The 19,954-nt window shown below is 64.8% G+C and carries 21 protein-coding genes; 11 read left to right on the forward strand and 10 right to left on the reverse strand.

Translation table 11 applies throughout. The features are described from left to right. Nucleotides 1-34: 34 nt before the first annotated feature. Both ACQCVD_RS10805 and ACQCVD_RS10810 read right to left on the reverse strand, forming a co-directional pair. A complete protein-coding gene (locus ACQCVD_RS10805; protein WP_426823768.1) occupies nucleotides 35-1,798 on the reverse strand; it encodes a DNA/RNA helicase domain-containing protein in 1,764 nt (587 codons plus the stop codon). Further along, on the reverse strand, nucleotides 1,785-2,105 hold the full coding sequence (locus ACQCVD_RS10810) for a nucleotide pyrophosphohydrolase (protein WP_426823769.1): 321 nt from the start codon (nucleotides 2,103-2,105) through the stop codon (nucleotides 1,785-1,787). The genes ACQCVD_RS10805 and ACQCVD_RS10810 overlap by 14 nt, the downstream gene beginning before the upstream one ends. Nucleotides 2,106-2,394: 289 nt before the next feature. Here ACQCVD_RS10810 and ACQCVD_RS10815 point away from each other — a divergent pair, with 289 nt between their 5' ends. The 3 genes from ACQCVD_RS10815 (at nucleotide 2,395) to ACQCVD_RS10825 (ending at nucleotide 4,533) form a co-directional block, all read left to right on the forward strand. Next, on the forward strand, nucleotides 2,395-3,048 hold the full coding sequence (locus tag ACQCVD_RS10815; RefSeq protein WP_426823770.1) for a TIGR03089 family protein: 654 nt from the start codon (nucleotides 2,395-2,397) through the stop codon (nucleotides 3,046-3,048). Nucleotides 3,049-3,161: 113 nt separating this feature from the next. Beyond that, nucleotides 3,162-3,962 (forward strand): alpha/beta fold hydrolase, encoded by an 801-nt coding sequence (locus tag ACQCVD_RS10820; RefSeq protein WP_426823771.1) that lies wholly within the window; start codon nucleotides 3,162-3,164, stop codon nucleotides 3,960-3,962. Nucleotides 3,963-4,086: 124 nt separating this feature from the next. After that, nucleotides 4,087-4,533, forward strand: a complete 447-nt coding sequence (locus ACQCVD_RS10825) for a DUF4282 domain-containing protein (RefSeq protein WP_426823772.1) — start codon at nucleotides 4,087-4,089, stop codon at nucleotides 4,531-4,533. 7 nt (nucleotides 4,534-4,540) lie between these two features. Here the strand turns inward: ACQCVD_RS10825 and ACQCVD_RS10830 are convergent, their stop codons facing one another. The 7 genes from ACQCVD_RS10830 to ACQCVD_RS10860 are packed head-to-tail and all read right to left on the reverse strand — an operon-like array spanning nucleotide 4,541 to nucleotide 10,243. Beyond that, nucleotides 4,541-5,398: a prenyltransferase gene (locus ACQCVD_RS10830; protein WP_426823773.1), complete on the reverse strand. Its 858-nt coding sequence runs from the start codon at nucleotides 5,396-5,398 to the stop codon at nucleotides 4,541-4,543. After that, entirely contained in the window at nucleotides 5,395-5,691 is a 297-nt protein-coding gene (locus ACQCVD_RS10835) for a lycopene cyclase domain-containing protein (protein WP_426823774.1), read from the reverse strand. Before ACQCVD_RS10835 ends, ACQCVD_RS10830 begins: the two co-directional genes overlap by 4 nt. Beyond that, nucleotides 5,688-6,029 (reverse strand): lycopene cyclase domain-containing protein, encoded by a 342-nt coding sequence (locus tag ACQCVD_RS10840; RefSeq protein ID WP_426823775.1) that lies wholly within the window; start codon nucleotides 6,027-6,029, stop codon nucleotides 5,688-5,690. The genes ACQCVD_RS10835 and ACQCVD_RS10840 overlap by 4 nt, the downstream gene beginning before the upstream one ends. Next, a complete protein-coding gene (gene crtI / locus ACQCVD_RS10845) occupies nucleotides 6,029-7,630 on the reverse strand; it encodes a phytoene desaturase family protein (RefSeq protein ID WP_426823776.1) in 1,602 nt (533 codons plus the stop codon). Before crtI ends, ACQCVD_RS10840 begins: the two co-directional genes overlap by 1 nt. A gap of 3 nt (nucleotides 7,631-7,633) precedes the next feature. Continuing rightward, nucleotides 7,634-8,518 (reverse strand): phytoene/squalene synthase family protein, encoded by an 885-nt coding sequence (locus ACQCVD_RS10850; RefSeq protein WP_426823777.1) that lies wholly within the window; start codon nucleotides 8,516-8,518, stop codon nucleotides 7,634-7,636. After that, nucleotides 8,511-9,461 carry a polyprenyl synthetase family protein gene (locus ACQCVD_RS10855; protein WP_426823778.1) on the reverse strand — a complete coding sequence of 317 codons (951 nt, stop codon included), beginning with the start codon at nucleotides 9,459-9,461 and terminating at the stop codon, nucleotides 8,511-8,513. The genes ACQCVD_RS10850 and ACQCVD_RS10855 overlap by 8 nt, the downstream gene beginning before the upstream one ends. Continuing rightward, complete coding sequence (locus tag ACQCVD_RS10860; protein ID WP_426823779.1) at nucleotides 9,458-10,243, reverse strand: glycosyltransferase family 2 protein; 786 nt, start codon at nucleotides 10,241-10,243, stop codon at nucleotides 9,458-9,460. The genes ACQCVD_RS10855 and ACQCVD_RS10860 overlap by 4 nt, the downstream gene beginning before the upstream one ends. Before the next feature lie 328 nt (nucleotides 10,244-10,571). Here ACQCVD_RS10860 and ACQCVD_RS10865 point away from each other — a divergent pair, with 328 nt between their 5' ends. Further along, complete coding sequence (locus ACQCVD_RS10865) at nucleotides 10,572-11,288, forward strand: alpha/beta fold hydrolase (RefSeq protein ID WP_426823780.1); 717 nt, start codon at nucleotides 10,572-10,574, stop codon at nucleotides 11,286-11,288. Nucleotides 11,289-11,646: 358 nt separating this feature from the next. Next, the gene (locus tag ACQCVD_RS10870) at nucleotides 11,647-12,666 is read left to right on the forward strand and encodes an ABC transporter ATP-binding protein (RefSeq protein WP_426823781.1); all 1,020 of its coding nucleotides are present in this window, start codon (nucleotides 11,647-11,649) and stop codon (nucleotides 12,664-12,666) included. On the opposite strand, the gene ACQCVD_RS10875 is transcribed toward ACQCVD_RS10870, so the two are convergent. Then, the gene (locus tag ACQCVD_RS10875) at nucleotides 12,667-13,887 is read right to left on the reverse strand and encodes a DUF3500 domain-containing protein (RefSeq protein WP_426823782.1); all 1,221 of its coding nucleotides are present in this window, start codon (nucleotides 13,885-13,887) and stop codon (nucleotides 12,667-12,669) included. 206 nt (nucleotides 13,888-14,093) lie between these two features. On the opposite strand from ACQCVD_RS10875, the gene ACQCVD_RS10880 reads away from it, so the two are divergent. The 6 genes from ACQCVD_RS10880 (at nucleotide 14,094) to ACQCVD_RS10905 (ending at nucleotide 19,948) form a co-directional block, all read left to right on the forward strand. Further along, complete coding sequence (locus tag ACQCVD_RS10880; RefSeq protein ID WP_426823783.1) at nucleotides 14,094-15,380, forward strand: ABC transporter substrate-binding protein; 1,287 nt, start codon at nucleotides 14,094-14,096, stop codon at nucleotides 15,378-15,380. A gap of 184 nt (nucleotides 15,381-15,564) precedes the next feature. Beyond that, nucleotides 15,565-17,124 carry a GMC family oxidoreductase gene (locus ACQCVD_RS10885; protein ID WP_426823784.1) on the forward strand — a complete coding sequence of 520 codons (1,560 nt, stop codon included), beginning with the start codon at nucleotides 15,565-15,567 and terminating at the stop codon, nucleotides 17,122-17,124. A 45-nt stretch (nucleotides 17,125-17,169) separates the two neighbouring features. Further along, nucleotides 17,170-17,643 (forward strand): SRPBCC domain-containing protein, encoded by a 474-nt coding sequence (locus ACQCVD_RS10890; RefSeq protein WP_426823785.1) that lies wholly within the window; start codon nucleotides 17,170-17,172, stop codon nucleotides 17,641-17,643. Nucleotides 17,644-17,758: 115 nt separating this feature from the next. Next, on the forward strand, nucleotides 17,759-18,763 hold the full coding sequence (locus ACQCVD_RS10895; protein WP_426823786.1) for a carbohydrate ABC transporter permease: 1,005 nt from the start codon (nucleotides 17,759-17,761) through the stop codon (nucleotides 18,761-18,763). Continuing rightward, nucleotides 18,760-19,596: a carbohydrate ABC transporter permease gene (locus tag ACQCVD_RS10900; RefSeq protein WP_426823787.1), complete on the forward strand. Its 837-nt coding sequence runs from the start codon at nucleotides 18,760-18,762 to the stop codon at nucleotides 19,594-19,596. Before ACQCVD_RS10895 ends, ACQCVD_RS10900 begins: the two co-directional genes overlap by 4 nt. Nucleotides 19,597-19,735: 139 nt before the next feature. After that, a complete protein-coding gene (locus ACQCVD_RS10905; RefSeq protein WP_426823788.1) occupies nucleotides 19,736-19,948 on the forward strand; it encodes a hypothetical protein in 213 nt (70 codons plus the stop codon). Nucleotides 19,949-19,954: the final 6 nt, after the last annotated feature.

Here is a 19,954-nt window from a genome sequence, read left to right on the forward strand (position 1 = left end):
AACGAAAGAGATGACACCCGAAGATTCACAGGAGCTACGGCACGACTTCGAAATACCTGCGCAAATATGCGCGAAGCCCAGGATCTACCGCATAGATGAATGTCCCTTTGATACCTCTCGTAAGGAGAACCGAATAGATATTGGTGATGAAGGTGAACAACATCTCGTCTGTGGTGACGCGTCCGCCCATCTTGTTGTCACTCTTACCCTTGGTATCAAAGTAGTTGGAGCGATCGATAAAGAGTCCCCGGTCTGGGGTGTACTGCAGGTCTCTACCAATGATGACCCCCGCGTAATTGAGGTCATAGCCCTGAATCGTATGAATTGAACCAATTTCTTTGGTCGCATTCTTGGAGATAACCCAGTCCGTGACCTTAGTGTTCCACTGTCTCCGCAAACCTGGGCCTAGATCAATATCGATCGCTTCTTTGTCCTTCTTGCTCTTCCACTCCCATGCGAACCCGGCGAGCAATCGGGAAAGCCCGTGTTTTTCTTCACGAGCATCAATCAACTCAACGAGTCTTCCCGGCGATTCGACTAATCCGATTTCATACCCCTCAAACCTCAAAGACTCCTCGGGAGGAAAAGCAGAAAGAACCTTTGAGATGTAATCGATGTAGTCCTGGCCCCCTAAACTACGCATCTGAGTGTGTAGCCGATACTTTCTACCTTCGGGAGCCTCATCAATGAGCTTCCGGAATTCCTCTGTGGCGAAATCTCCCGGTCTGATGGTCTGATCCAGATCGAGCATGAGGAGAACGTAGCGAGACTTCGCCCGCAGCCAATCAACCTGGGTCGCCTTGGGGTTCTCTCCCGAGAACAATCGCTCATTCGTGTCCTTGTAACGTTTGGTCAGCACTGGCACGGCTTGAGACGAATACTGACTAAGACGATGCGCCTCATCGACCACGAGCACATCAAAAGTTTCTTGGGTGTCGGCAACCTCGAAGGCGGATAACACCATGAATTTGTCGAGCCCCGGTGTACGGGCGAACACCTTCTTGATCGATGACCGGAGAGCTTGCTGGGGAACAACGATTCCAATCTTCAGATCTTTGAAACGCTCCCGTGTCCCGGAAAGAAAGAACTCCGAGAACATCGTGTCGCCGTCCAAGTCTTCACCATCTCGGAACTGAGATATGTCTCGAAGGAGCTTTATGAGGTAAATGGCCACCACAGTCTTCCCCGTTCCGGGGTCCCCCTGAACAAAGATCAGGTTCCCCCGCCCCATATCCTCGATTAAGTCCTCCGCCAACCCCTCCATGATGTCCATGACAGCAATAGCTTGATCATCGTTTAGCGCCTTGAACGGAGAGAGCTTGAAGAGTTCGGAGTTGATGATTTCGGGGATCGAGCGCTGAAAGAGTCCCTCTTTTCGCAGCTCCTCGAAGATCTCACTGAACACCTCCCGGTACCGGTCGCGTTCATAGTAATCAGCATCGACGACGCCGTCGTTACGATTCAAGACTTCATGGGACCCGTCGCCTGCTGCAAGCTTGATGAGCTGGGATTCCAGATCCAGACACACCGATTTGTTGAAAGTCTCATCGAGTACCACACGCACTGTTCGCAACTGCTGCTTTTCCGGGGACTCCAGATGCTGCCGCATGCGCTTCACGAAGCTGAGCGTCTCACCAAAATAGATGCTGCCCGGCGTCTTAGCCCCTCGCGAGGGCCGGTTTATCACGTAAACAACCGGCCAGTTCGATAGCCGCCGTGCCACTGCGGTCCGATGGCCAGTCCCTGTTCCCATAGACTCTGCATCGAACTCGAATTGCTGGATCTCATAGCCGGTCATATTTAGTCGACTCTCCATATGATTTATCAACAGGGTATTTGCGGTCAGTTATCGCCAACTTTTCCCGGACGATCTCATCAGGATCGAGGTCCAGTTTTGCTGCGAGAAAGTACGCGTATGTCAGTACATCAGCCAATTCAAACTTGACTGCGTCAGACTCATCGGGAGTTTCGGACCACTGGAAGCACTCGAGAAGCTCAGCCGCTTCAATACTGATGCTCTTCGCCAGGTTCGATGGAGTGTGAAACTGGCCCCAATTCCTTTGCTCTGCAAATTTCAATAGCTCGTCCAGCACCGGTTTGCTCATAATGCCGAGGATATAGCGGGGTCCTCGCGAAGATTCACCGCAGTCCCTCGGGAATTGTTACCGGCAGCAGAGAAAAGCCCCCTCTGCGCCAGTACAAAGACCCAGTTAATCAGGGGAACGATGCCCTCCATCTGTTCATTCTGATAGTTAAGGACTTCTCCCCGGACCTCGCCAGGATGAAGCCTCACCCGCCCGCGCCCCCCTACGAGATCCCGGTTGCCGAGAAACCCAGCCCTCTTCGGATTCCGCCGTCAAGCCGCATCTCAGGATTTTCCTTACCCTGGACTGCATGGAACTTCTTCGTCACCTGCTGGACTCGGATCCCGCCGCTCCCCGACTCACCGTCTACAACGAGAACACCGGCGCCCGCCTGGACTTCTCCGCGCAGACCCTGGACAACTGGGCGGCCAAGGTCGGCAACATGCTGCTGGAGGAACTCGACCTCGACGAGGACTCGACCATCACCCTGGACCTCCCCGTCAGCTGGCAGGCCGCGGCCATCGTCCTGGGTGCGCTGGCCGCGGGCGTCGACACGCGTTTCGGGGATGCGGATGCCGACGCCGTGTTCACCGCCCCCGAGCGCACCGGGCAGCACGACGGCGAAGGCGACCTCGTCCTGGTCACCGATGATCCCTTCGGCCGCGGCGTGGTCGAGACCGGCGGGGACCTGCCGCGCGGGGCCATCGACTTCGGGCCCACCGTCCGCTTCTACGGCGACCAGTTCTTCCAGCCCACCAGAGGCCTGCCGGAGATCGTCGGTGACTCCGATATCGTCCCCGGCACCCGGGTGCTGGGCACCGGTTGGTCCGACTGGGCTGGCTTTTCCCGGCAGGTGCTGGAACCACTGGCCGTCGGCGGTTCCACGGTGATCGTGGCGGGCATGACGGGCGCGGAACGCCTGGACCAGATCGCCGCAGCGGAGAAGGCCACGCAGCGACTCTGACGACCGCTTGTCAGGCATCGTGGCACGGCGGGAAGTCCCGCTCTAGGCTGAGCAGCAGGCAGACAGATGATCTGCCTCACACTCAATGAATTCCCCGATGAGAGGGTTCCGCCATGGTCAGCGATTCCACGATCCAGCACACCGCCAGCGACGACGGCACCGAGATCGGATACACGGTCCGGGGTGAGGGGCCACCACTCGTGATCACCCACGGTAGCGTCAGCACCATCCCCCAGTGGGAGCCCGTCATCGAGGAACTGTCGAAGACCTTCACCTGCTACATCTATGACCGCCGCGGCCGCGGCTTCAGCGCTGACAGCCAGCACTACTCCATGGACAAGGAGGTCGCGGACCTGCAGGCCGTGCTCGAGGTCGCGGGGCCCGGCGCGCTGCAGCTGGCGCACTCCTACGGAGCACTGATCGCGCTGCATCATGCGTTGAAGCACGGTGTGGACACCCGCCTGATCCTCTTCGAACCGCCGCTGAACCTGGAGCGGCTCGTGGCCGGCGAGGCGCTGGAGACCTACCGCGAGGCAATTGCCGCCGGTGACAATGACCGCGCCATGCGGGTGGCACTGGAGAACATGGTGGATGTGCCTGCGGAAGCGGTTAAGGAGATTTCGCAGAGCCCGCTCTGGCCCCAGTTGGTCGAGCTGGCGCCCACCTGGACCCGCGAGTTTGAGGTGATCGACGGCCTCGGATTCGACCACAGCCGTTTCGCCGATCTACCCGCGGAGAAGGTCCATCTGCTCGTCGGTTCGCAGACCACCCCGATGCTGGCCGCAGCCACCAGAAAGCTCAAGGAACTGCTCCCAGCCGCCGGGGTGACGGATATGGAGGGGCTGGACCACTTCAGCCACGCCACCGCGCCCACGGAGTTGGCGGCGCACGTGGTGGACGCAGCACAGAAGTAGCGCGATCCTCTGGGGGTAGGGTCTTCCACCCTTTCGGGGTGGACCTGCACGCCCCTTCGCGCTCAGTCATTATTACGTTTACTATCAGGATTCTCTTCTGTCTTCGAATTCTGAAAGGTACGCCATGACCGCACCCGGCGATCACAACGACAATCCCTACGAACCCGGTGAGAACCAGTACGCGACCGGACAGCAGTCGGGCCAGTACTACCCGGGCAACGAGCAGTTCGCGGCCTTCAACACCCAGGCCGTGGGGAACTCGGGCAAGGGCTTCTTCGGGGCGCTCTTCGACATCAACTTCGACAATTTCATCGCCCTGAAGTTCGCCAAGTTCATCTATGTCCTGGCGATCGCGTTTTCCGTGGTTCTGGTTCTCGCCCTCTGGGTCTTCCCGATGTTTGCCGCCCTGGCCAACGGCTCCTTCGGCGTCTTCTTTCTGGCCCTGCTGCTCGGCTGGATCCCGGTGAGCCTGATTGCATTGTTCCAGCTCATCGGCATCCGGCTCTTCCTGGAGTTCGTCGTGGCCACGATGAAGACCTCCGAAAACACCTCGAAGCTGGTCAACCGCTGATCACCAGTTACAGCAGCACCCACGCCAGTGTGATCGACACAATCGCCCCCACCAGGTAGTTCAACCAGAGGAACACCCGCCAGGCACGGTTGACGTCCTCGCAGGTGCCGTCGGTGATGTTCCAGAACCGCAGGGTGTTGGCCACGTACCCCAGGGCAGCAATGCCCACGATCCACGCCGGGGACGGCAGGGCGAACAGGAGCAGCGTCGCACCCAGGTATGCCGACGCCGCCAGCCGGGTGGTCAGCCGCGCGCCGAAGGCCGTGGCGATGGAGCTCAGCCCACCTTCCCGATCCGCCTTGACGTCCTGCACGGCGCCGAGCGCATGGCTGGCCATCCCCCAGAGGAAGAAGGCCCCGACGGCGAACCAGAAATAGCCGTTGACCCCGCCACCCAGGATCGACGCCCCGATGATCGCGGGCGTGGTGAAGTGCGCCGAGGAAGTGGCCGAGTCCAGGACCGGCCGTTCCTTGAAACGCAGGTACGGCGCGGAGTAGGCCACCAGGGCGAAGGCCGAAACGCTCAACCACACCGCGGAAGTCCAGGTGCCCGCCGCGTAGAGCACGATCAGGAAGGGCACGGTGGTGAGCACGGAGGCCCACAACAGCGGAGCATGCATTTCCCGGGGCAGGACGGCGCCCTCGATGCCGCCCTTGCGGGGATTGAGGATGTCGGACTCGTAGTCGAAGACGTCGTTGATGCCGTAGAGCGCGATGTTGTAGGGAATGAGGAAGAAGAACACCCCCACCCAGAACAACCAGTCCAGTCCCCCACCGGACAGCAGGTAGGCCAGGCCGAAGGGGAAGGCGGTATTGACCCAGCTGACCGGGCGGGAGGCGGAGATCACTCCGCGGAGGATTCTCATGGTTCGGTCTGCTTCCTGCCCGGCCACAAGGCCGGAACGATCAGGGCGACGAAGATGGGATAGAAGAAGTCCTCGACCGGAACCAGGCCGACCTGCAGCCCCAGGCGCTGGGCGTCGCCGTAACCGACCAGTTCGCCCCAGATCATCAGGTTGTCGAAGATGGCGGTGAGCACGAGCAGCACGGCCCCGACGATCGCGGTCACCTGCAGTTGACGTGGCGCACTGTGGCGCCGGACCGCCCAGATGACCGCCGCCAGGATCAGGAACGGCAGGCTGAGAAGCAGGTAGGTCATGGCTGCTGCTCCTTCCGCTCGGCGGCCGCAGCCAGCAGCAGGCGTGCCGCGGAGGTGAGGTTGATGGTCAGATAGGTCAGGAAGAACAGGAAGACCGGTTCCTCGACCGGCATCTCCGGGGCGAGGATCACCCCGGTCATGTACTGGGAGCCACCCCGGAAGAAGGAGCCACTGGCGATGCCGAGGGCGTCCCACACCAGGAACGCCACCACCACGCTCCCGCTCAGGATGGCGGCACGGCGGGCGTCGAGGAAGAACGCGAGCTTCCAGCGCCAGTCGCACAGCACCATGCAGATCAGCACCACGATCAGGATGCTCAGGTAGGCGACAGACATCATCACCGCTCACCTCCCGGTTCCGGCAGTGGGCCAGGGCTGGTGTCCCCGTGCAGCCGCTTGATCACGTTCTCCGCGGAGATCAGGCACATGGGCACACCGACGCCCGGCACGGTGGTGGCACCGGCGTAGTAGAGGCCGTCGACCTTGGCGGAGGCGTTGCGCCCGCGCAGGAAGGCGGACTGACGCAGGGAATGTCCCGGCCCGATGGAACCACCCCGCCAGGCGTTGAAGCGTTCGGCGAAGTCGGCCGGCCCCACGGTCTTGCGCACCACGATGCGCTCGGCCAGGTCCGGCACACCCACCCACTCGGCGATCTGGGAGATGGCCGCGTCGGCGATCGCCTCCACCGCCGGGGCGGCGTCCCCGCGGTAGACGTCGCCGTGCCCCAGCTGTTCGGACGCCGGCACGGGGACGAGGATGAAGAGGTTCTCATGACCTTCCGGCGCTACGCCCGGGTCCGTGGCCGAGGGCATGGAGATGTAGATCGACCGGGAGGCGTCCAGGGGACGCTCGGGGTGGGGACCGTCGAAGACCACCTCGAAATCGGTGGACCAGTCACGGCTGAACAGCAGGTTGTGGTGGCTCAGCTGCGGCAGCTTGCCCTTCACCCCAGCCATCACCAGGACGGTGCCCAGGCCGGGATCCCGCGAGGCGAAGTACTTCTCGGGGTAGGTGCGCAGGCCGGCGGGGAGCAGATGGTTCTCGGTGTGGTGCAGGTCTGCCCCGGAGACCACGATGTCCGCTGAGATCTCGCTGACGGTTCCGGAAGGCTCCCGCACCCGCACGCCGGTGGCGCGTGCCTTGCGCCCGGACCGGGCCGTCGTCACCGCGGTGACCTCGGTGTCCAACCGGAACTTCACGCCGCGTTCCGCGGCCAGGCGGTGGACGGCCGCGATCACGGCGTTGAAGCCGCCGAGCGGATAGCGCACGCCCTGCACCAGGTCGGTGTGACTCATCAGGTGGTACATGGCGGGAGTGTCGTCCGGCCGGGAGGACAGGAACACCGCCGGATAGGTCAGTATCTGCTGCAGCCGGTGATCTTTAAAACGGGAACCGACATACTTGTCCAGTGGGGTGCTCAGCAGCTTCACCAGTTTGCCCAGCCGCTGCCGGATGTCGCGGTGCAGCAGTGGGCCGGGGGTGGAAAAGGTGGTGTAGAGGAAACGCTCCAGGGCTACCCGGTAGGTGTCGCCGGCGCTGTCCAGGTATTCCCGCAGCCGCTCCCCCGCCCCGGGTTCGAGGGACTCGAAGAAGGCGGCCGCGGCGTCCGCCCCGCTGGGGACGTCCAGCGGGGCCTCGCCCTCCGGGAACAGCCGGTAGGCCGGGGTGAGGTCCACCAGATCGAGCTGCTCCTCCGTGCTGGTGCCCAACAGCCGGAAGAAGTGGTCGAAGGCGTCCGGCATCAGGTACCAGGAGGGGCCGGTGTCCCACCGGAAGCCGTCGTGGTCATCCAGGACGAGGTCGCCTGCCCGCCCGCCGATCACCTCCGTGCGTTCCACGACGGTGACGTCGACGCCCTCGTCGGCCAGCAGGGCCGCGGTGGCCAGGCCGGCGACTCCGGCGCCGATGACCACGGCTGTGCGCGGCGCGGTCTTACTCATGATCTACTTCCCTTTCCTGTGGTGCATCACTGCTCCGGCCAGTATGCGCAGCTTCGTGCGGCGCGGCACACTCACCCGGCGATAGGCCAGCTCGGCCGCGGGTAGTTCGGCGATCCGGTCGGTCAGCTCGGTGAACAGTGCCGTGGCCGCCAGCACCCCGGCGCGCGCGGAGCCCGGCAGCAGTGGGATGACCTCCCGGGCGTCGGCGAGGTCGGTGCGGATGTCTGCGATGAGTTCCGCCTTGTCCCCGTCCGTGAGGCAGTTTTCGGCGAGACCCGGGAAGTAGGAACGTCCCAGGGTGTCGCGGTCCTCGCCAAGGTCGCGGAGGAAGTTGATCTTCTGGAACGCAGCCCCCAGGGAGCGCGCCCCGTTCTCCATCCGGGCGCGCTCCTCCTGCGTGACGGGGTGGTCGATCAGGAAGGCGGAAAGGCACAGCAGCCCGATCACCTCGGCGGAGCCGTGGACATAGGCGTCGAAGCTGCGGGGGTCGTGGGTGGACTGGGTCAGGTCGCGGCGCATGGAGGCGAAGAACGCGCGGATGTGCCCGGGGTCGAAACCGCAGCGCCGCGCGCTGCCCGCGTAGGCGTGCAGCACCGGGTCGACGTGGAAGCGCTGCTGCGGGGCGGCGAGCACGGCTTTTTCATATCCGTCGAGGGCCGCGGCGGTTTCAGCGGGGGTGCATCCGGCGGCGGCCGCGGTGCCGTCGACGATCTCGTCGGCGATGCGCACCATGGCGTAGAGGTTGCGGATGTCTGTGCGCACGCGTTTGTCCAGCAGGCGGGTGGCCAGGGAGAAGCTCGTCGAATAGGTCGCGATGACCTCGTGGGCGGCATGGACGGCCATGCGGTCGTAGCGGGCGAGGAAGTGCCCGGATTCCGGTTCAGGCATGCGCCTGCAGCCTCCCCTCGATGTCGTCGGTGATGTCGTGCAGGCCCGCGCGGATGCAGGCGGTCAGCTCCGTGGCCTCGATGAGTCGGCGGGCCTCGGTCAGCTGCGCCGTCCCTTCTGCCACGACGTCGCTGATGACCCGCTCCAGCTGCGATTCCCGGCCCAGGCGGGTGGTCACCAGGGTGGCCCGGCCATGGATGACGTCCCCCGCGGCCTGTTTGCCGGTGTCGGCGCTGTGGCCGATGGCTCCGGCGATGTCGTCGGCCGCCTGGTAGGCGTGGCCGAGCGCGTGGGCGATCGGTGTCATCGGTTCCGGGTCCCTCCCGGCGGCGAGCGCGCCGAGCTTGAGCGGGGTGGCGAAGCTGTATTCGCTGGTCTTGAGGCGGTTGCTCAGCCGCACCCGGTCCAGGTCGGTCTCCCCCGCCGCCGCATGGGCGATGTCTAGGGTTTCGCCGATGATCGTCTCCTGGGCCGCGGCGGTCAGCAGCCGCATGCTCCGGCGCACCAGGGGGTCCTCCAGGTCCGAGTCCACCAGCAGCCGCAGGGCACCGGTGATGCCGAGGTCACCGGCGACGATCGCCACTGACGTGCCCAGATGGGCGTCGGCGAACTCTTCCCGCACGGCGGCGTGGACGGTGGGCAGACCGCGGCGGAGGTCGTCGCGGTCGATGATGTCATCGTGGATGAGGAAGGCTCCGTGCAGCAGGTCCACGCAGGCACCGAAGACGGTGGCGGCGTGCAACCTGCTTCCGCTGACCTCACCGGAGGAGACATGCACCAGGCGGGAGCGCAGGTGCTTGCCGCCCAGGGCCGCGGTGGCCACGCCCTCGTGGGTCAGGGTCAGCAGGCGCGAGCCGACGTCTGCGGAGGAACGGCCGCGGTGCAGGAATTGTGCGAGCACCTCCAGCGAGGCGTCGACACGACGGTCGAGGTCGGTGGTCATCGTCCCAGCACCTCCCGGAGTCGTTCTCCCAGTAGTCCGCGACTGGCCAGGCGACGGTGCGGTGGGTGCTCCCGCCAGCCGCGCAGCACCGTGTGCAGGCCGCGGTGGAAACGCACCGCCACCTGGCGGGCGCCGTAGAGCGGGCGCGGGTCCGTGAGCACCGCCAGGTCCCGCTGCAGCCACACCGTTTCCTCGGGGCGCACGGCAAAGGAGATCTGCATGTCCTCGTGGGCGTAGGTGTCCGCGGAGTCCACCGTGCCGCGGATCTCCCGCCACCAGTCCGCCCTGATGGAGTAGTTCGTGCCGAAGAGCGGGCAGTGGCCGAGAGCGGAGCCGACCGAGCGGCGGTAGGCCCCCAGGTAGAGGGCCGCCGCGAGATCCCCGGCCCGGCCCGGCAGCTCAAATCGGGCGGTGCCGGTCACGCCCACCACCCGACGCCCCAGTGACGCCTCTGCCGCGTCCCAGGCGGCGTGCGTGCGGGCGATGAAGTCCGGGGGCAGGTCGACGTCGGCGTCGGTGCGCAGCAGGACGTCGCCGGTGGCCGCGTCGAAGCCCGTGCGCGTCGCCCATGTGATGCCCCGGCGTGGTTCCGTGAGCACCCTCGCCCCGTGGGCGCGGGCGACATCGGCGGAGTCGTCGGTGGAGCCGTTGTCCACGACGATGACCTCGTCGGGCGGCAGCTCCTGCGCGTTGAGCGAGGTCAGGCACCGGCGCAGCAGGACGGCATCATCGAGGCAGGGGATGACGACGCTGATTCGGCGGGGGTGGGCAGGGTGCAGCACGTGATGTCCTCAGGGGTGGGAAACCGGAAAAAGGTGGCTGCGGCCGCGTAGATTAAGAGCACATACCGGCCGCCGGGAATTAACCCGACCATTTCCTTCGAATTTCGAATGATACTTGCACCAGTGTAAAGGTTGCACTCCCTGCCGCGCACCTTTTCCGGGATTTTTCTGCTGGATCCCCTCCCCGGCAGCGCGAGCTGTCGGGACAGACTCCCACCCGCTGGAGCTGACGGCCCATGGCCTCGACGATTGATGTCCCTGGTCCCCCCCGCTGGGAGACCAGGACTTCGCTCTACCACCGTGTGCTGCCACGAGCTACGCTGAGACCATGGATGCCGCCGCAGGCGAATCAACCCGGCGCGTACCGACGCGCCTCGGCCACCTCTTCGTCCGGACCATCGACCAGACTGCAGGCGGCCAGACTGCGGTACTGATGCCTTCGATGTTCGTCGACACGCACACTTTCGACCCGCTGATCCCCTACTTGACCGAAGCACGGCGCCTTGTGCTCATCGATGGGCCCGGTCTAGGTGGGAGCGACCCGCTGAGGCGCTTGACCTCAATCACTGAGGTCGTTGACGCAGTACGCGACGCATTCCTTGCCCTTGAGATCGACGAGCCGGTCGATTTCGTCGGTAATGCCTTCGGTGGCCATATCGGCTATAAACTCGCACGCGATCCAGGCCTGCTGCGCAGTCTTGTCGCCGTGAGTGCTCCGCCGGAACCGAATCCGCGCCACATCATCCGCCAGACGAAGTCATTGCTTCCCCTCATGGCGTTGCTCGGCCGCAAGCCGATTCTTCAGCCCCTCAGCGCGAAGATGCTCACCCCGGAGTCCGCGCAGAACCCCGAAATCTGGGAGATCTTCCGTACTGGATTCTTGGCTCCCACTCGGCGTAGCATGGCGAATGCAACCCGGTCCTTCGTTTTGCCTCGACCTGACGTGCGCGGTGAACTCAGCGATATTTGTGTGCCCACCCTGCTTGTCGCCTCCGATCAGCGCGGTGAATGGCCCCGCACTCTGCACAAGCGGCGGGATCCCTGATCCCGGAGACGAAAGTCGCCGTCATTTCCGGGGCGAGCACGCTTGTCCCGCTCGAACAGCCGGCGGAACTCGCCCGCCTCGTTCTCGAACATTGGGCACAGGCGGAAGGCAGACCGGAGACCTGACCAGGGAAGCATCGCTGCAGATCAGGATCATCAGGGTTCCATCAATTGCCCCATCTTCACCTGAATAACTCTTTCCCGGTGATGACGAAGCAATCTGAAATTGGGGAGTATCCCCATCTGCTCAGTGACGCCATGGTCCCGCCGCTGGGCCGCGGGGAGGGGTAACCGGACCGGGGTGAACGGGACGTCAATTAGCAGCCGCGGGTGGTTGCCGGCTGGTAGTTTTAACAACCATGGCAACGGTCACATTTGATCAGGTCACCATCCGCTACCCGGGTGCCGAGCGACCAACCGTCCACGAACTGGATCTGGAGATCGCCGACGGCGAGTTCCTGGTGCTCGTCGGCCCCTCCGGCTGCGGCAAGTCGACCACCCTGCGGGCACTGGCGGGGCTGGAGGACGTGGAGTCCGGGCAGATCCGCATCGGAGGTACGGACGTGACCGGGCAGGAGCCGGCGGACCGGGATATCGCCATGGTCTTCCAGAACTACGCGCTCTACCCCCACATGTCCGTGGCCAAGAACATGGGTTTCGCCCTGAAGCTGGCCAAGCTGCCCAAGCAGGAGATCGACGCCAAGGTCCGCGAGGCCGCCGACCTCCTCGGACTGACCGAGTACCTGGACCGCAAGCCGAAGGACCTGTCCGGTGGTCAGCGCCAGCGCGTGGCCATGGGCCGCGCCCTGGTGCGCAACCCGCAGGTGTTCCTGATGGATGAGCCGTTGTCCAACCTCGATGCCAAGCTGCGCGTGCAGACCCGCGCGGAGGTCGCCGCCCTGCAGCGTCGCCTGGGCACCACCACCATGTACGTGACCCACGACCAGGTGGAGGCCATGACCATGGGGGATCGTGTGGCAGTGCTCAAGGACGGCCTGCTGCAACAGGTCGCCGCGCCGCGCGAACTCTACGACCACCCCGTCAACGAGTTCGTCGCCGGTTTCATCGGCTCTCCGGCCATGAACCTCTTCCCCACCGACGGCATGACCCTCGGGGTCCGCCCGGAGCACATGCTGGTGCTGGATGGCGACGCCCCGGCGGGCTACCGCGAGGTCAGCGGCCCAGTGGAACTGGTCGAGGAGCTGGGCTCGGAGAGCTACGTCTACATCGACTGGGAGGGGCACCACCTGGTGGCGCGCCTCGGTGGACACGGCGTGCCCCGACCGGGCGATACGGTGCGCTTCGCCTATGCCCCGGCCACCGCCCACCGCTTTGACCCGGCCACCGGGCAGCGGGTGGGAGAGGCGCGGGTGCGCTAGCTAGAGTTCCTCCCCCGGCGGCGTCCCGCCACCGGGTCCGCCGCTCATGCCGGACGCTTCCTGCTGGGTGGCGTCCCCGGCGTAGTCACTGCCGGGATCCCGGTAGATGGTGTGGACGTGGCCCCAGCCCGCGGTGACCACACCGTCCACGTCCGCGCCGGCGGAACCCTGCTGGTTGGCGAACTCGATGTAGGCCTTCGGTCCGCTGATCTGGAAGTAAATGCCGTCCCCGGTGCTGGTGTCGTAGGTGGTGGCTCCGGACCAGTTGACGTAGGTGTCATCCAGGGTGGCCTCGATCTGGCTGAGTTCATGCTGGCTGGTCTCCTCATCGCCCAGCGCCGCCCAGTGGGAGATCAGCTCGAGCAGCAACTGCTTCTGCCCATCATTCAGGTCGGAGCCCTTGAGGCCGGTGCCGGTCGGGAAATCGCAGGTGTCACCCGGCGCGCACACCATGTTCTGCACCTCACCGCCCTGGTAGAGCTGTTCCTGCTGCTCCCCACTCAGGCTGTCATAGAAGGCGAAGGCGGACTCGTACATCCGTTCCAGGGGTTTGACGGTCGTGCCGTTCTCATCGGTGTACTCGGCCGGCTGAACGCCGAAGTGGGTCGGCGCGAAAATGATCGCGTCTGCGTCCAGGGTGGCGTTGAGGCCGATGTGGTGGCCACCGAACTGGAGACCCCAGGTACCGGTGTCCGTGGGATCGCCGTAGAAGGCGAGGTAGTACTGCCCCAGGGAGTCCTCGCTGGAGCTGCTGTTCTCGTTGAGGTACTCGTCCCCGCCCATGATCCCGGTGACCATCTCGTAGGAGTCCTCGTTGAGGAGTGTCTCCAGGACCTTCATCGCCGCCGCCCGCTGCTGCTCACTGAGGTCGTTGAGGTTGATACCGGCGCGTTCGACGAAGGTGACCGGGAAGTTGGACCAGGTGGTGGTGCGGTTCTCATCGTCATAGGCGTAACTGACCTGTTCCTGCTGCTCCTCACTCAGGGTACCCAGGAACTCCTGCGCGGCCGTGGCCGTGGCGGCGACGGTGTCCCCGGTGGTCGCGGCGTCGGCAGTGGCCGATGCCGCGGTCATGGCGGCCACCTGGGCGCCGACGGTCGTGTCGGTTCCGGCAGAGCAGCCGGCCAGGAGGAGACTTCCCGCGGCGGCTCCCGTGACGAGCCAGAGTTGTGCAGTGTGGCGAAGGATTGTCCGCGGCTTCCGCGCGTTCTGCTTTCTCATGGGTTTCACGTTAAGAAGCGGTCCTCGCAGTAGACCGCGAAGTACCTGGGAAGAGCCCCTGAGTACCCGGGAAGTTTCCGGTGAGCGTCAGGAGCTGCGACCATCGGTGACACCCCTCCCCCGGGGGTGATTTAAGGCATTTCCAATCTTGAGAGTGGTCTGAGTCATTAGATTGAAGACATCTGTTGTCAAGAAAGGTGACGCGCATGTCCTTCCTCTCCCGCAAGACCGGCGTAACCCTCGCCGCCACCACTGTGTTCGCCGCCGTCGCCCTGGCCGGCTGTTCCTCCGACTCCGAAGGCAACGGCGGTGGCGGTGACGCCCCGGCCGTCGACAACGCCGACGGCCGGGGCCCCATCACGTTCGCCATGGGCAAGAACGACACCGACAAGCTCACTCCCGTGATCGACCGCTGGAACGAGGAGAACCCCGACGAGGAGGTCACCCTCCACGAACTCGCCGGCGAAGCCGACGCCCAGCGCGAGTCCCTGGTCCAGTCCCTGCAGGCCGGCAACGCCGACTATGACGTCATGGCCCTGGATGTCATCTGGACCGCCGACTTCGCCGCCAACCAGTGGCTCGCCCCGCTGGAGGACGAGCTGGAGGTGGAGACCGATGGCCTGCTGGAGGCCACCGTGGAGTCCGCCACCTATAACGACACCCTCTACGCCCTGCCGCAGAACACCAACGGTCAGCTGCTCTTCCGCAACACCGAGATCATCCCGGAGGAGCCGGAGAACTGGTCCGCCCTGGTGGATTCCTGCACCCAGGCGGAGGAAGCCAACGTGGACTGCCTGACCACCCAGCTCAGCCAGTACGAGGGACTGGCCGTGAACACCATCGGCTTCATCGAGGGCTGGGGCGGCGAGGTCATGGACGACGACGGCAACGTCACCGTCGACAGTGACGAGGCCAAGGCCGGCATCCAGGCCATGGTGGACGGCTTCGAGGACGGCACCATCGCCCAGGCCTCACTGGGAGCCACCGAGGAGGAGACCAACCTGGCCTTCACCGAGGGGGACACCGCCTACGCCATCAACTGGCCGTACATGTACACCAACGCCGAGGCCGAGGGTTCGGCCGTGGCCGGCAACGTCGAAGTCCAGCCGCTGGTCGGCGAGGACGGCGTGGGGGTGTCCACCCTGGGCGGCTACAACAACGGCATCAACATCAACTCCGAGAACAAGGCCACCGCACGCGACTTCATCGAGTTCGTCATCAACGAGGAAAACCAGATGTCCTTCGCGGAGGCGTCCTTCCCGCCGGTGCTCTCGTCCATCTACGACGACGAGTCCCTGGTCGAGCAGTTCCCCTACCTGCCGGCCCTGAAGGAGTCCCTGGAGAACGCGGCCCCGCGCCCCGTCTCCCCCTTCTACCCGGCGATCTCCAAGGCCATCCAGGACAACGCCTACGCCGCCCTGAACGGTGACGTGGACGTGGATCAGGCCACCGCAGACATGAAGGCCGCCATTGAAGGGGCCTCGGCGGGATAACCACCCACGCGCCGTGAATGAGCGGGCCACACCTGGAGCTGGTGTGGCCCGCTTTTATCGTGTTGAGCCCCCCCACGACACGGCCATGCACTGTCAGCCAAGCCCTGCGCACCACATGCCTAACCATGTGATCAAGGGCACCGGAAGATTAATGGACCACCCACATCACTTAAAAGGAAGATTCATGAGCGCTCCCCTGGATTACCTCGTCATCGGCGCCGGATCAGCCGGCAATGTCATCGCCCGCCGCCTGGTCGACGCCGGTCACCGCGTGGCCATCCTCGAAGCCGGCGGTCAGGACACCAACCCCATCATCCCGGACGTGGCCGCCGCAGGCGCCCTCTGGCACGGACCGGAGGACTGGGACTACTTCACCACCGAGCAGGAGGGCTGCAACGGGCGTCGCCTCCACCTGCCCCGGGGCAAGGTCATGGGCGGTTCCCACGCGCTGAACGCCGCCATCTGGGTGCGGGGTGCGCAGCAGGACTATGACACCTGGAACTACCTGGGCTGCCCCGGCTGGGGCTGGCAGGATGTCCTGCCAGTGTTCAAAGCCATCGAGAGCTACGACGGAGACCCCTCCGGAGACCGCGGCGTGGACGGCCCGCTCGACGTGGTGAAGAACTTCCCCAGCAATCCGATCCAGGACTCCATCATTGACGGCGCCATGGAGATGGGCATCGAACTCAATGAGGACTACAACTCCGGGGACCTCGACGGGGTGTCCAAGATGCAGCTGACCGTCCGCGACGGCAAGCGCTTCAACACCTGGCAGGCCTACCTCAAGCCCGTGATGGACCACCCGAACCTGGAGATCCACACCGACGCCCACGTGCTGAAGCTCCTGATGGAGGACGGCACCGTGACCGGCGTCGAATTCCGCCAGGGCGATGAGATCAAGACCCTGCACGCCACGGAAACCATCCTCACCGCCGGGGCCATCGGTTCCCCGGAGGTCCTGCTGCGCTCCGGGATCGGCCCGGCACAGGAGCTTCGCGACGCCGGGGTGGACGCCGTGCTGGACCTGCCGGGCGTCGGCAAGAACCTGCATGACCACCTGCTGTCCCCGGTGATCATCACGACCCACGCCAGGCCCGTCCCCGAGCCGGAGGTGGGTGCGGCGGAGACCCATCTGTTCTGGAAGAGCAGGCCGGATCTGGCGGTGCCGGACACCCAGCCGATCCACTTCTCCATCCCGATGTACTTCCTGGATTCCATGTCTGGGCCGGAGAACGGCTTCTCCCTGGTCGCCGGCATCGTCCGGCCCCTCAGCCGCGGTTCCATCACCCTGAGCGGCCCCAACCCCGGGGACCCGGTCAACATTGACCTGGGTGCATTGCGGGACCGGGCGGACGTCGATGCGCTGGTTGCCTCGGTGCGGCAGTGCCGCGAGCTGGGAAGAACCGAGGCGATCGCCGAATGGGGACCGGAGGAGGTCTACCCCGGCCCGGAGGTCTCCGATTCTGATGCGGACCTGGAACAGTACGTCCGGGAGACCGCAGTGACCTATCACCACCAGGTGGGCACGTGCAAGATGGGGCTGGACGAGATGGCGGTGGTTGATCCCCGCACCTTCCGGGTCCAGGGGCTCGGGGGTCTGCGCGTCGCGGACGCCTCGATCATGCCGCTGATCACCACCGGCAACACCAACGCCCCGACCATCATGATCGCCGAGCGCGCCGCTGCACACCTGCTCGGCGAGGATGTCCTCAATACTGCCGACGAGGTGGTGGCCGGAGTGTGAGTTCCGGCGCGGCGGGGTGTTTCGGATGCAACTATCTTCGACGGTATGACACACGCCACTGAGGCTCCCCTCACCGAACTCTCCTTCACCGTCTTCGGCTTCATCTCCCGTCCCACCGCGGAGGTCTACGAGGCCGTGGCAGATCCCGGGCAACTGTCCAGGTACTTCTCCACCGGTGGCGCCATCGGCCGCCTCGAGACCGGTGCTGAAGTCACGTGGGACTTCGCGGACTTCCCCGGTGCGTTTCCGGTGCAGGTCCTCGAAGCGGTCCCCCACCGGAAGATCAGCATCTCCTGGCCGGTCGCCGACGAGGGTGTAACTACCACGGTCACTTTCGAATTCGAGCCCGTGGACGACGACGTCCGCACCAAGGTCACCATCACCGAGGGCAGCTGGCAGCCCACCGAGACCGGTGCGCGGGACGCCTTCGGTAACTCCATGGGCTGGACCGGCATGCTGGCTGCGCTGAAGGCCTGGCTGGAGTACGGCATCAACCTCCGCGAGGGCTTCTACCGGTAACCGGCCCCGGCCGCTACACCCGAATTCGCGCAAGTTCGCTCCGGCACTCTCACAGTGGTTCTATGATCCAAGTAACATCGTGAAGTCTCTCCCACGAGCAAGGAGCACCTGAGCCATGTCCCGACTGAGGCAGGCGAGATCCGCCCTCTGGCTGATCGCCCCGGCCATGATCGTGCTGGCGGTGGTGATCGGCTATCCCATCATCCGCGCGATCTGGTTGTCCTTTCAGGCCGACAAGGGCCTGGACCCCACCACCGGGTTGTTCACGGACGGCGGCTTCGCCGGTTTCGAGAACTACCTCTACTGGCTGACGCAGCGCTGCATGGGCGCTGACGGCACCGTCAGCACCTGCCCGCCGGGTACCCTGGCCACCGACTTCTGGCCGGCGGTACGCATCACCCTGCTCTTCACCGTGGTCACCGTGGTCCTGGAGACCGTGCTGGGCACCGCGATGGCTCTGATCATGAACAAGGAGTTCCGCGGCCGGGCCCTGGTGCGTGCCGCGGTCCTGATCCCCTGGGCCATTCCCACCGCCGTCACCGCGAAGCTCTGGCAGTTCATCTTCGCCCCGCGCGGCATCGTCAATGAGCTCTTCGGCCTGGACATCAGCTGGACCACGGATCCCTGGGCGGCGCGCTTCGCCGTGATTCTGGCGGACGTCTGGAAGACCACCCCGTTCATGGCCCTGCTGATCCTGGCGGGTCTGCAGATGATCCCCAAGGAAACCTACGAGGCCGCCCGGGTGGACGGGGCATCACGCTGGCAGCAGTTCACCAGGATCACTCTCCCGCTGGTGAAACCGGCGTTGATGGTGGCGGTGCTCTTCCGCACGCTGGACGCCCTGCGCATGTACGACCTGCCGGTCATCATGATCTCCAGCTCCTCCAACTCGCCCACCGCGGTGATCTCCCAGCTGGTGGTGGAAGACATGCGGCAGAACAACTTCAACTCCGCCTCGGCGTTGTCCACCTTGATCTTCCTGCTGATCTTCGCCGTCGCGTTCATCATGATCCGCTTCCTCGGGGCGGACGTCTCCGGCCAACGCGGTGTCAAAAAGCGCAGGGTCGCCGGGGAACGGAAGAGCCGGAAGGAAGTCAAGCAGGAGGTCACGGCGTCATGAGCAAGAAGCTGCAGAATCAGATCCTGAACTACGCGGGCGTGGTGTTCATCCTGTTCTGGGGGCTGGCGCCGTTCTACTGGATGGTGGTCACCGCACTGCGGGACTCGGCCCACACCTTCGACACCACCCCGTGGCCCACCCACATCACGCTGGACAACTTCTACGATGCGCTGGCCACGGACAAGGGCAACAACTTCCTCGCCGCGATCGGCAACTCCATGCTCATCAGTCTGACGACGACCGCCCTCGCAGTCGTCGTCGGCGTGTTCACCGCCTATGCCCTGGCGCGCCTGAGCTTCCCCGGCAAGGGACTGGTCACCGGAATCATCCTGGCGGCCTCGATGTTCCCCGGCATCGCCCTGGTCACTCCCCTGTTCCAGCTCTTCGGTGACATCGGCTGGATCGGCACCTACCAGGCGTTGATCATCCCGAACATCTCGTTCGCCCTGCCGTTGACCATCTACACGCTGGTGTCCTTCTTCCGGCAGCTGCCCTGGGAGCTGGAGGAGGCCGCCCGCGTGGACGGCGCCTCCCGCGGGCAGGCCTTCCGCCTCGTCCTCCTCCCGCTGGCCGCACCCGCACTGTTCACCACCGCCATCCTGGCGTTCGTGGCCACCTGGAACGAGTTCATGCTGGCCAACCAGCTGTCGACCACCGCGACCGAACCCGTCACCGTCGCCATCGCGCGTTTCTCCGGACCGAGCGCCTTCGAATACCCCTACGCTGCGGTGATGGCGGCCGGTGCACTGGTGACCGTGCCACTCATCATCATGGTGCTGATCTTCCAGCGCCGCATCGTCTCGGGGCTGACCGCGGGTGGCGTCAAGGCGTGATGCGGACAGGTCGGGTGACGGGCAGGTAGCGGCTACCGGCAGATTGTCCCCTCCCGCCCCTGATATCCGGGCGATTTCCGCTACCTGCCCGACACCCGGCATCTAGACCCCTCGCGGTTCCGCCCCTAGAGTGGTGACCATGAGTAGCGTAGAACCCCAGGATCCCTCCCCTCACAGACGCAGGAAACTGCAGATGGACTCCTTTACCGGATTCCTGGGATTCTTCGCCGTGCTCTCCGTCATTCAGGCGGTCATCAATGTGGTCCAGCCCGAACCGAAGGTGTGGCCCGCGGTCCTCGCCCTGATTCTCGTGATCGCCACGGTGGTCACCTGGCGGGCCGGGCGCCGCTAGTCTTCC

It is taken from the genome of Corynebacterium halotolerans, assembly GCF_050107895.1.
Classification (GTDB): Bacteria; Actinomycetota; Actinomycetes; order Mycobacteriales; family Mycobacteriaceae; genus Corynebacterium; species Corynebacterium halotolerans_B.